The sequence below is a fragment of the Lactobacillus kimbladii genome (genome assembly GCF_000970755.1).
GTDB lineage: Bacteria > Bacillota > Bacilli > Lactobacillales > Lactobacillaceae > Lactobacillus > Lactobacillus kimbladii.
In genome coordinates this window covers 1,712,214-1,724,673 of the sequence record NZ_KQ034007.1, presented here as the reverse complement: position 1 = coordinate 1,724,673, position 12,460 = coordinate 1,712,214, and the positions used below count along the sequence as shown (strand labels likewise).

Here is a 12,460-nt window from a genome sequence, read left to right as displayed (position 1 = left end):
ATATTCATTTTTAAGTAAAAGAGAATGTCAATCTGGCATTCTCATTCAAGTATCTATTTTGTTCTTTTTTTTGCTTTAGTACAAGTAAATTATGATAAAGAAGTTGAAATTTTATTACGACGCTCTTCGTACCAGTTATTCCAGTCTCTATATGATGTCATTTTTTCTGCATCAACACCATCTTTATTAGCGATTTCGTCAATTATGCTTTGGAAATTTTGAGCATGATATTGCAAAACATGTTTAACCAATTCTTTGCGAGTGAATTTAATGTTATTAAGCAGATAATGGTTGATGTCAACCATGTTGGAATTGGTATCATATAAGTTCATGATTTCTAAATCGCGCTGGTTAAACTGAGCAATGTAAAAGTCAGCGAAAACTTTAAGATAATCCGGCTGCTCTGTAAACTCTTCTTCTGGCATAGTAGTCCATTCAGCATCGGGCATGACAACCTTGAGTTCTTCTTCTTTATCCTTTTTTTCTTGTTCTTTTTCGTTATCTTTTTCTTTGCTATTATTTTCTTTTTCAGTCAAAGCGGACACTCCTTTAATAAAAATAGGAAACGTGAAAGTCAATAGTCATTTTACAGAGTTTAGGCTATAAAAGCAACTATTGAAGCAGTTTAACTTCTATATATGGTGGTTTTTAATAAAATTATAGCATTATCTACAGCTGCATTAAAATAGACCAACTGGTTAAATAAAAACCGTCCTTAATAGTAATCAGGACGGTTCAGTATGTTAATTTTTGGCTAATACTGTTTGTTATGGCTTAAGATAGTTTTGAATATCTTGTTTGGTAATTTTGCTTGGTTTAGTTCGACCAGACTTTCTGTATAGATCGATCAAATCTTGCGGACTCCAAGACATTGAATCATAGCCAAACTTGCCTACACGTTTACGCAGCTGTGCTATTTGCTTATTAGTAACTGTTTTACCATGTACCTTATGGTTGCCCATGGAACCTTCACCGGTTTTACCAGCATTGCCAGTATCTGGTCCTTTGCCTGAAATTGAATTGTAGCTTTGACTTGAAGAACCATTATTATTTTCTTTAGCAGCTTTTTGGTTATCTTTGAGACCTTTTTCTGCTTTTGTCTTGTACTGACTGTAATATTGTTCGTCAATATAAGGCAGATCCAGCACTTTTTGGTATTGGTCAGCTGCTTTAAGATATTGCTTAGCTAATTCCGCTTGGGATGCAGCGAGGAAGATTGGTTGAATTTCATGGTCATAATTATCTTGAACATCTTCGATAGTAGTCTTTAATTTTTTACCTTGTTTTACTAAAACTGCATAGCCGTTTTTTCTTTGAATTACATTGGCAGTTTCGTTTAACGCATCATTATATTTGCCTTTTTTAGTTGCGTTAATTGCGGAAATCATATTATCCGACTGGTTTTTATAAGCTTTAGCCTGGTCAGTCTTTTTGATACTGAAAGCTTTGGCAAATGCAGAGCTTGCTTCTGAATAGTCCTTATCAGCAACCGCATTTTTACCAGTAGTCATTGCACTATTATAGGAAGCTTCAACTTTATCATTATTGGATTTTTGTGTTGCGTAAAAAACGCCACCACCAATAGCGATAATTACTACTGCTATAATCGTACCAATTGTCGTTTTTTTCATAATAGGAATTTATCCTCCTTACTAATACTTAGTTTAATTATAGATGGTTTAAGCAGATTTGACTACTCAATGGTGTTTTTTCACCTTTACGTGACCATTTTTTAAGAAAAAATGTTACATTTTGCCGCCTATTTTCGTTAGTAATAGTGTAAGACATCTGGCGCGCGGGTTGATTACACTATTTAGAAAAGGAAGAAAGATAATATGAATTTTGCATTATTAGAACAATCAGTCCAATACACATTTTTAAATTCCAAATACAGCAAAGACGGTACTAAATCACGAATTTTAAAGAACGTTAGAGAAGGAGCAACAGCTGGCAGTTTGGCTAAAGTAGGTGCAGCTTTAGCACAGCTTCAGGGTGATGATCTGGGCGCAGCGACTTTAATTCAAAGACAAGGTATCCCTATTGGTGATGAATAATAAAATTTCGCAACTAAAAATGATTAAGACAGGAGCAAATAATATGGTAACTAAGACCAAAACTTTACAATTAGTATTTCTAAACGGTGCAAACAAAAAGGTTAATTTGTCTTTACCGGATGCTGCCGCTAATTTGGCAGGCACAGAGGTAAAAAATGCAATGGAAACAATAGCAAATGCAAAAGCATTTGCGCAAGAAGGAGTGGATTTGTATAAAACTCCACAATCTGCTTCATATGTTGAACGAACTGTTACTAGTTTGTTCGATAATACTCAGGGTCAGTCAATGTAACTTGCAGTTTTTGGAGACCATTAAAGAAACGATAATTAAAATCAAACAATTTTTTAGACCAAAATAATAACCCTAGATAGGAAATCACGTTAAGATCAGCTTGACGTGATTTTACTTTGTTTCAAATTATTTTGTTATTATTCTGTAAAATTTAATTGGAAATAAAATAACTTTATTGGCGCAGAAAAACATTGAATGTATTGCTGTTAAGGGGTTTACTAATTCATGAAAAATAAAAAATGAACAAAAACGCTGTAAGCGTTTATTACAAAAGTATGTTAAATAACTACATGTCTTGCAATTTAAGCAAAAGGTAGGTACAATAAGAAATGTGGTAAGTAATAGCTATGCTTCAGGTTCGAAGCCTGTACGCATGCGCGTTCTTCAGCTCGAAAGCTACCTCATAAGAGTTATAAACTTATGAATTCGGCTTGAAGGGTGTTGTAACAATGTAGGCTCATTACGACTGAACCTATAGCCTATTACTATTTTGTATATACACAAGGAGGAAAGACCACATGAAGAAAAATTTAAGAATTGTTAGTGCTGCTGCAGCTGCTTTATTAGCTGTTGCTCCAGTCGCTGCAGCCGGTGTATCAACAGTATTTGCTGATACTAATGTTACTGTTGTTGGTGGAACCACTAATAATAGTTCTACTACTGCAGCTTTTAAGCTTAGTGTTACTAATCCATTGAGTTTGACAGATGGTGATCCAGCATCTAAGTTAACTGTTTCATTAGCAAATCCAACATTACCAGCTGGCGCTGCTGTATCTACTTCATCAGCTAAGGTATTTACAAGTACCCAATTGACTGGTGTTAAATCAGATGGTACACCAGCATTTGCAGATGGTGTTGATGATAGCAAGAATGCTAATAATCTTTCAGTTAAAGAAACTTATCGCGCTCTTGTATACGTAACTATTACTGGCTTAAAGGCTGATACTACATATACACTTAAGTCTGGCACTACTGAATATACAAGAAAGTCAGATAAATCAGGCGTTATTTCTAATGCTCCTGTAGTAAGTGATACATTTAACCTTGCTAATACAGCCCTTACTGGTGCTCCTTACGTTAAGGATGTAACTACTGGTAGAGCTGTAGATGCTGGATCTGTTGATGTTTCATCAAACAGCTACAGCGTTTTAGGTGTTACTCAAGCTATTGAAAACAAGTACACTCTTGGTGTTACTACTTCTAACGGTACTACACCAGCAACAGCTCACTTTACTGACGTGAAGAAGGATGTTCGTGACGCACTTAAAGCTGTTGGTGTAACTACTAAGAATGATGCTGCCGAGAGCTTTGACAAGCCTGCAGCTTCATTCCCAGTTACTTTGCACTTCTATGCTACAAATGGTAAGACTGGTACTTTCATGGTAACAGTAAATCCTAATCCAACTGCGGGTGATGCTTCATTCCCAGCAATGACACTTAATGGTTATAATGGTAACAAATCATTTAACGGTACTGAGAGCATTGATGTACTTCCAGACAGTGTTAAGTTCAACTATGTTCCAGTTAATGGTACTGTAGATACTGATGCGATTGCTAAAGCATTTGCAACAACTGTAAGTTCTACTGACGTAACACCAATGACACCTACTGTTGATGTAAGTAAAGTTAACACTAAGGTTGCTGGTAAGTACCCAGTTACCGTAAGTGCAACTAACGCTGAAGGTAAGACTACTAAGGCTGTATTCTACTTAACTGTTGGTGTAAAGGGTGCAGAATACAAGACTGTTCAATCTGATGGTGACGTTCCAGTTTACAAGATTGAAGGTAACACTGTAACTGATTCTAAGACTACTGTTAAGAACGGTGATCAAATTGCTACATTTGGTGACCCAATTAAGGTTGGCGACAAGTCATACACTCGTGTTAACAGCGCAACATCAAACCTTTACGTAGAAAGCAAGTATGTTGACGGTTCATTCAAACCTGCAGATAAGGTTAAGAAGACTGTTATGCACAACGCATACATCTACGACAAGGATCACAAGCGTGTTGGTACTAACATGTTACGTGCTTACTCCACTGTTGAAGTAATCGGTGCAGCTACTAAGCTTGCTGACGGCAGCTTGGTTTACAGCATTGGTGACAACCAATACGTAATGGCTGACAACATTGATGGTACTTCACGTACATTGAGCCACAACGCTTATGTATACAAGACCAGCAAGAAGCGTGCAAACAGAAAAGTATTGAAGGCTGGTTCACAAGTTACTACTTTTGGTTCACCTTACACATTCAAGAATGGTAAGGCTTACTACAGAGTTGGTGGACCTGCTAAGCAATACGTTAAGGTTGCAAACTTTGCTAAATAACTAGTCTTATAGCTAATTAAGAAACAGGAGCGATTATATCGCTTCTGTTTTTTTGTGCTTTTGAATTTGTTTACTTGTGATTGATCTATGCAAGCGATAACATTTACAGTATAATAGTATTCGTCTACATTAATTAAAGGAGAGGAATGAATTGTTAAAAAAAGAAAGTGATATCTGGAACCTGCCTAGTGGACATAAGTATCGTTTTTGGTCGCAAAAACTTTTACGTCAAAGAATTGGCATAGATCAAGAAATAGATAAATACTTAATTGAGGATAAACTTTATTGTGTAAATCCTGCAACTATTGCTTTATACCAGTTTCAGAAACAACCACTTTTAGGCAAATACAAAAGTGTGATTTTTGACTGTAATCAGGGTATTGTTTTAAGTTGTCGCAGCACTCAGGCGCATTTAACATCTTTTGCACAGAATTGTTTATTTGCAGGGCTGGAATTTCAAAGAGAATTTGCGCGTAAGATTAATTTAGTTGGGCACAACGTCATTGCTACAGGCCGCCTAGCTTATTTTTCCTTGCGTAGTTATAATACTGGTAATATTGACTGGATTGCTTTGCATAATATGGCAAGTTTCGAGTCACTCCGAAATAATGTAACTGCTTTTGAATCTTTGACCACTAATAGCTTCAGTTATATTTTTACGTATGATAATTGCAGCCGTCACATTCCCCGCAAAGTAAGCGATAGTTTATTTTTTAATCACGCGCTTTATCTCTTAGGTACACTACATTTAAAAAGTAATTTGGGCTGGCGGGTTAAAAGGTCTGTCGGAGATTCTCTTATCGATCAATCTTCTTACTTTCATCCACACCAATCTCTTGAAGCATTATCATTAAAAACAGTAATGAATGAATTACTGGATAAAAAGCATGCGCGATATGGCAATTATTTGGCTGATTATTATGAACTGCCATTAATTTCTGATGCTCACAAGTCTGCTTATTCAAACAGTAAGCGTCCCGATACTCTATTTTAAGAAAACGCACGATCTTTACGAAGTTCGTGTATTTTTTTACTCTTTTTTAACCCGTGAATTTATTGTAATTATGGTATATGAGACAAGCCTAAAGAAACTGAAAGCTAAAGTTAAATGTTTGTTAATTTAACAGGTGAGAACTTAATATTATGTTTTTTAAATTTTAAGCAAGATTGCTAATCTATAAGAGCACAAGCGCTTGTGACATATTTTAAACAGGGGAATGTCACAAATGAAAATTAATAGAAAAGCATTTATAACTGCCTGGCATAATCAAAAATTAGTCAGAGGCGCATTGAAGTCTGCCCATGTCAGAATGGACTATACTAATTACGAAGACTTTTTGCAGGAAGGCATAATAATTTACGCAGAAATGTTAACGAGGTTAGCAAATAGAGCAAGAACTGAAGTTGATCGGCTTAGTTTTCGCAAAATTATCTGGCATACTTTAGACTTATTGCGTAAGCAAAAGCGGATAACTGAGCAAGAAATTGTTTTTGACTCTACAGAGCAGGTTGGCTTGCTGGACAACTGGAATAATCATTTAGCACTTGAACAAGAACTACCACAATTGACGCAGGTAGAACGTATGTTGTTTTTTGATCATTTACTCGGTGGTCAAACAATCAGTGCTTTAGCTCAGAAGACAGAGATCAACCGAGTGCAGCTGCAAAGATTAAAACGAGATCTTTTGTATCATTTACGAGAAGTCTTAGACAATTAAATTACTATTTGTAATATTAAAATCGGCAATATTACTTTTTGACTACAAATAAGCGGATTCTATTGTTAATACTTTAATTGCCCGATACAATAAAGATGTCGGTTAAGGAGGAAATTTTATTTATGAAAAAAAGACTAATCACTGGTTTTTCAGCGGCTATGCTTAGTACAGCACTCTTGATGCCAGTTACCAACAACTTAATTGCCAATTCTCCAGCAAAAGCTGAGACAGTATCTGCAGCTAGCGCAGATGAAACAACATTTTTAAACACTGCTGTTAAGCAAGCACAAAAAGTTTCTAAAAAATACGGCTTATACCCTTCAGTTATGATTGCACAGGCAATTGTGGAATCTAACTGGGGCAAATCTGGTCTGGCTGTTAATGCCAATAATTTATTTGGGATGAAAGCTGATGCCAGTTGGCAAGGAGCCACATATTCTTCTAAAACACGTGAAGAAGACAAAAACGGCAAGAGCTATTACGTGACAGCGAAGTTTAGAAAATACAATGCCTATCAGGACTCATTTGATGATAATGGTAAAAAACTTCGTTTAGGTGTTACTTGGCAGCCAGAGCGCTACAAAGGAGCATGGCTCGAAAATGCTGCTTCTTATACAGATGCCACTAAGGCTTTAACTGGTACATACGCTACCGCGAATAATTACAACACTATTTTAAATACCAGAATAACCACTTCAAACTTAACGCAATACGATCCTAAGATTTCAAATTCTAGTAAATCTTATGTGGTTAAAAAAGCAGGTGCCACCTATGCTTGGCCAACTGATCACTCAGTATCTGCCAAAACCAATTCAGTTGTTAAAGGCGATGCAGTTACTGTAACTAAGACCATTACTTTTTATAACGGCAAAAAGCGTTTATACATTGCCGGTAAAGGCTGGGTTAACGATACTATTTTAAATATGGGCAGTGCTCTTCCACCAGCTTCTCAGGCTCCAAAGGGTGAGAAAAAAGTTAACAAGACTTTGATGCATAATGCTTATGTTTATAATTCCAAAGGCAAGCGTGTAAAAAAGGCTAAGGCAATTAAAGTAGGTAATACCGGCAAGGTGATTGCTACCTATGGCACTAAAACTATTAAGGGCAAAAAGTATTATCGGGTTGGTGAAAATCAGTACATTGCCAGTGGTAATATTGACGGCACTATGAGACTTCTCAAGAAAAATGCTTTTGTTTACAACGATTATGGCAATCGTGACAATAAAAAGGTGTTTAAGAAGGATCAATCTGTCGCAACCTACGGTGGAGCAATTTCAATATACGGACTTAAGTATTATCGGGTAGGTATTCACCAGTATATTAAGAAAGGCAATTTCTAGACAAAGTTAATTTCTCACAAACAAAATAAGGAATGAAAAAATTAGATGAAGATAAAGAAACTAATAACTACTGTTGCTCTCGGAGTAGGTTTAGTTGCACCTATTTTTAACGTCAATCAATCTCAGGTAGTAGAAGCTGCCTCTATCAACTCAATTGCTAAGCAAAACAGCTATGTTGGCGTTACTTTCTTACATAAAATGCTCCAAACGCAGAACATTAAGTATAACAAGTTTTACGCTCATGGTAATAAAATTAAGTACAGAAAAGGGAAGCCGGAAGGTATTGTAATTCATGAAACTGCAACTCCTGGGGCTTCCGCATACAATGAGGCTATTTACTTTAATCGTGAATGGAAACATATGTACTCTTATGTTCACGCTTTTGTTGATCACAAGGAGGTTATCCAAATGATGACTCCTAACTATGGCGTTTGGGGCGCTGGAGCAGTGGCCAACAACCGCTTTATTCAAATTGAACTTTGTCAAGAAACTACTAGAAAGAAATTTGCTAAAAGTGTGAATAACGATGCCATTTATGCGGCTAAGTTGTTGCACCGATATAACATCAAGCCTTCTAATGCATCTCATACTGGTAAAGGAACAATCTGGTCCCATCATGCCGTATCGCGCTTTTTAGGAGGTACTAACCATACCGACCCTGACGGCTACTTCAAAAAATGGGGTTATTCCATGAATGACTTTTACTCACTTTTGAAGCACTATTACGATTTACAGGCAGCAGAAACCATTACTTCTACCGTTCCTGATGACAGCACGGTTACTGATGATTCATCAAATACAGCAGATTCAACTGATCCAAATGATTCAACTGATTCAGCGAATACACCTACAACTGATTCCGACCCTGTTTCTCAAGCGCCGACTGGTAAGAAAACTTTGATGCATGATGCTTATACATATGATGCTCAAGGTAAACGCACTGATGCGGCATTAAAAACCGCTGGGACAGTTGTAACTGTGGCACAAGAAAAAATAATAAACGGTAAAAAATATCTCCAAATAGGGGAAAATGAATACGTTGTAGCTAGCAATATTGTTGGTTCAAAGCGTGTGTTAACTCATAATGCTTATATTTACGATACTACCGGAATTCGTATTGGCACTACCAAGCTTTTAAGGGGCAAATCCGTTCGGACATATGGTGGTCGCCTCAATATTAATGGCAATAAGTACTATCCAATTGATACTAATCGCTTTGTTAAAGCAGCCAATTTTTAATTAAATAAACAGGTCATGATAATTATCGTGACCTGTTTTTATGTGTGACAGATTTTAATTTATTGAATACTCGCTACCCCTTTTTATTTTCTCTGCTCGTCAATATTTTGTATAATCGACTAAGAATAAATGAGGAGGTAATCCTGGTGGCACAGTTGTCTTTATTCTTAGTGGTTTTGTTTGCCCTAATTGTTCCTATCTTAATGGCCCGATTAAAGGTAAATGCTGTTCCTACGGCCGTTGCAGAAATTATCATTGGTATCATTCTTGGTGCCAGTGGTTTTAACATTGTACAGCCAACACATGATCTCGCGTTTTTATCAAATTTGGGCGTCATTTTGCTATTGTTTTTGTCAGGGATGGAAATCAACTTTGATTTGCTGAAACCAAAGCATAAACAAGAAAAAAAGCCGGGGCAGATATCTCCCTTTAAAATTGCTTTAGAAGCATTTTTTGGTGTAGCCCTTTTATCTGTCTGCCTCGCATTAGTTTTAAAATGGCTTGGCTTATTTGGCGATACGATGCTTGCAACCATTATTTTCATGACTATTGCACTGGGAGTAGTCATTGCGACCTTAAAAGAAAAAGACATTTTAAATAGACCGATAGGTCAGACGATTTTATTGACTGCAGTTTTAGGAGAAGTAATTCCCTTAATGCTGCTGACGGTTTATGCTGCGATTAATGGTGGCAATACTAGACAATTGTGGCTCATTATTTTGCTTTTTGGCGTGGCTATTTTACTGTTGTGGCACTTTAAGCAACCTTATTTGTGGTTTGTTAAAGTGACCAAGTCAACTACGCAGTTAGATGTTCGGTTAGCCTTTTTCTTAATTTTTGCTTTAGTAACAGTTGCTGAAAGAGTCGGAGTAGAAAATATTTTGGGAGCATTTTTAGCCGGTATTGTCATGAAGCTGCTGGAGCCTAGTCAGGAAACTGCTGATAAGTTAACTTCAATTGGCTATGGTTTTTTTATTCCTATTTTCTTCATTATGACGGGAGTTAAACTCAATTTAAGGTCACTTTTGGCACATCCCAACTCTTTAATTCTGTTACCAATATTAGTTCTGTTTTTATTTCTGGCAAAATTGCCTGTTGCGTTAGTTTATGCCAGAAAGTTTGGTTTCAGAAATGGTTTTGCGGGTGGCTTTTTGACTGCAACCACGATCACCATTGTTTTGCCAACTTTAGCAGTGGCAAGGAAACTAAATGTAATTACGCGCTTGCAATCTGATGTTTTTATACTGGCTGCTGTGATAGTTTGCATTTTTTGCCCGATACTTTTTAATGCAATATTTAAATTAAATGCAGAGGATCGTATCAAGGAAAAAGTGGTAATTATAGGCACTAATGCTCTAACAGTTCCGGTCATGCTTGATTTGCATGATAATTGGTATTCGGTTCAAATGTATACTACCAGTAGTGAACACTATAATATTTATAAAAGCCGGGTTCCAAATTTAAAATTACTACCTAAACTAGATGCAGCAAAGCTGAGTCAATCTGATGCTTTTTCTGGAAATATATTTGTTGCGGCTATGAGGTCTGACGAAACTAATTTACGACTGGGGCAATTGGCAAAAGCTAAGGGTAATTTTAAACGCATTATTATTTGTCAAAAACGTGCAGATATTGCTAAGGTTGAACAATTGCGCAGCAACGGCATGGAAGTTTTTGATTTGAGCAATGTTACTTCATCCTTTTTGCGAGCCCTAATAGAATCGCCCGCTGTTTATAATGTGATGAGCGATACCAAAAATGCGGTCTATTCTGTTGTTGTCCGCAATAGGCAGTATTCAGACCGTCAATTAATGGATTGGGATCTAGCAAGTGACATCACTATCAGCCGTATTCGCCGAGGACAAGAGTGGCTGGTCCCACATGGGCATACGGTTATTGAAATGGGAGACGAATTGATATTTACTGCTAAGTATCAGGTTGCTGACCGTATTCGTAGAGTAATCGGCAATAAGTAATTTTATTATTTGCTATCGAGCTGCCAAATTTGAAATCTAACTAAGGACTAACTTCCTATACGATAAGAGTTAGTCCTTTTTTGATATTGCATTCTTTATCCGAATATTGTTACAAAAAATAAAAGGTGAGTGATTTTTTTCTTTAAAACTGCACCAACTACAATTAATGTAGCTAAAAGAGAATGCAAGAACATTAGAACGAAGGGAACTGTAACAAGCTTATGGGTATAGTGTATTAGTATTCTGAACGGTTTAAATGAAATAAAGAAAAAACATATTATGAACAAATTTTTATAAAAGTTTTTAGTTACATTTAAATAACAATAATTAACATTATTTATGAAAAAACATATTATATTCGGCTAATTTAAATATTAGATAAAAAGAGTTGAGTGAATGATTTTTATTAATAAGCATAGTTTATTACATTTCCTGATACAAAGGTATATATAATATTTGAACATTAACTGTAATTTTATTTGATTAAAAAATAGCAATAAAAGTTTGTGCATTTAGCATATACAATAGCAAAACTAATAAAATAACAATAATATATCTTGATTTTTGATTTAAACTTAGAAAGTTCTTTATTTATTAAAATTAAAACCTTTTTTTTGAGTGTTTATGGTGATAGAATGAATCCTAGGTAGCTTAATAAAGTTATATTGTTCTTATTTTTAAATTGAGAACGTTGAAATTTAGTACTAAAAGGAAGTTTCAAAAATGGGTAAAAATAGTTTTTACAAGAAAATGATAGTATCAGTAGCTGGTGCTGCATTATTAGCTGTTGGTGCTAATCAAACACCAAACAACTCTTTAAGTAATGCGCCAACTGAAGTTAGCGCAGCTAAGAAAACTGCAAAGACTAAGAAAGTTCATGCAAATTCTGCTGTTTACAAGAAAAAAGGCAAGAAATTAGTTAAAACTAAGAAACTTGTTAAAGCCGGTAAAAAGGTAAAAGTTCTTGGTAAAAAGACTATTAAAGGAAAAGTTTACTATAAGATTGGCAAGAACGAATACATTAAAGCAGTCAATGTTACTGGTAAAGGTGCTAAAGTAGCTAAGAACACAACTTTAGTTACAAGAAGTGGTAAAGCTATAAAGAACGGTAAAGTTCTTAAAGGCAAAAAGATCAAGATCTATGGTAAAGCTGTCAAAATCAAGGGCAAGAAGTACTACTTAACCTCAGCTGGTTACATTAAAGCTAGTGCTTTAGCTAAGAAGAAGGCTACACCAAAGCCAAATTCAAACCCTTCAACTAGTTCAAATGGTTCTAATGGTTCAACCGGTTCAAATGGTAGCAACTCTTCAACAAGCTCAAACGGTTCAAACGCTTCAAATAGCTCAAACAGTTCAACTCCTACAACAGGTTCAAATAACACTGGTTCAAGTAATACAGGTTCAACCCCATCAGGTTCAACTGGCTCAACCAGTTCAAATGGCTCCGACAGCTCAAACCCATCAAACAGTTCAAATGGCTCCGACAGCTCAAACCCATCAAACAGTTCAAA

11 protein-coding genes are annotated in these 12,460 nt (G+C 35.9%); 9 read left to right on the top strand and 2 right to left on the bottom strand.

What is annotated here, in order from left to right; translation table 11 throughout:
- Window positions 1–89: 89 nt before the first annotated feature.
- Both JF75_RS08545 and JF75_RS08540 read right to left on the bottom strand, forming a co-directional pair.
- Window positions 90–536, bottom strand: coding sequence for a hypothetical protein (locus JF75_RS08545; protein ID WP_046332647.1), 447 nt, complete (start codon window positions 534–536; stop codon window positions 90–92).
- Between the two features lie 231 nt (window positions 537–767).
- The gene (locus tag JF75_RS08540) at window positions 768–1,631 is read right to left on the bottom strand and encodes a hypothetical protein (RefSeq protein WP_046332646.1); all 864 of its coding nucleotides are present in this window, start codon (window positions 1,629–1,631) and stop codon (window positions 768–770) included.
- A 204-nt stretch (window positions 1,632–1,835) separates the two neighbouring features.
- Between JF75_RS08540 and JF75_RS08535 the strand changes: the two genes are divergently transcribed.
- The 9 genes from JF75_RS08535 to JF75_RS08495 all read left to right on the top strand — a co-directional run.
- Window positions 1,836–2,054: a DUF1659 domain-containing protein gene (locus tag JF75_RS08535; protein ID WP_034978218.1), complete on the top strand. Its 219-nt coding sequence runs from the start codon at window positions 1,836–1,838 to the stop codon at window positions 2,052–2,054.
- A gap of 43 nt (window positions 2,055–2,097) precedes the next feature.
- On the top strand, window positions 2,098–2,346 hold the full coding sequence (locus tag JF75_RS08530) for a DUF2922 domain-containing protein (RefSeq protein WP_046332993.1): 249 nt from the start codon (window positions 2,098–2,100) through the stop codon (window positions 2,344–2,346).
- Window positions 2,347–2,864: 518 nt separating this feature from the next.
- On the top strand, window positions 2,865–4,676 hold the full coding sequence (locus tag JF75_RS08525) for an SLAP domain-containing protein (protein ID WP_046332645.1): 1,812 nt from the start codon (window positions 2,865–2,867) through the stop codon (window positions 4,674–4,676).
- 151 nt (window positions 4,677–4,827) lie between these two features.
- Window positions 4,828–5,670: a hypothetical protein gene (locus JF75_RS08520; protein WP_046332644.1), complete on the top strand. Its 843-nt coding sequence runs from the start codon at window positions 4,828–4,830 to the stop codon at window positions 5,668–5,670.
- Between the two features lie 232 nt (window positions 5,671–5,902).
- The gene (locus JF75_RS08515; RefSeq protein WP_046332643.1) at window positions 5,903–6,394 is read left to right on the top strand and encodes a sigma-70 RNA polymerase sigma factor region 4 domain-containing protein; all 492 of its coding nucleotides are present in this window, start codon (window positions 5,903–5,905) and stop codon (window positions 6,392–6,394) included.
- Window positions 6,395–6,516: 122 nt separating this feature from the next.
- A complete protein-coding gene (locus JF75_RS08510) occupies window positions 6,517–7,734 on the top strand; it encodes an SLAP domain-containing protein (RefSeq protein ID WP_046332642.1) in 1,218 nt (405 codons plus the stop codon).
- A 45-nt stretch (window positions 7,735–7,779) separates the two neighbouring features.
- Complete coding sequence (locus tag JF75_RS08505) at window positions 7,780–8,973, top strand: SLAP domain-containing protein (RefSeq protein WP_046332641.1); 1,194 nt, start codon at window positions 7,780–7,782, stop codon at window positions 8,971–8,973.
- A gap of 146 nt (window positions 8,974–9,119) precedes the next feature.
- The gene (locus JF75_RS08500; RefSeq protein ID WP_046332640.1) at window positions 9,120–10,949 is read left to right on the top strand and encodes a cation:proton antiporter family protein; all 1,830 of its coding nucleotides are present in this window, start codon (window positions 9,120–9,122) and stop codon (window positions 10,947–10,949) included.
- Window positions 10,950–11,672: 723 nt separating this feature from the next.
- Window positions 11,673–12,460: SLAP domain-containing protein (locus JF75_RS08495; RefSeq protein WP_046332639.1), on the top strand; the 788-nt coding region annotated here is incomplete at its 3' end.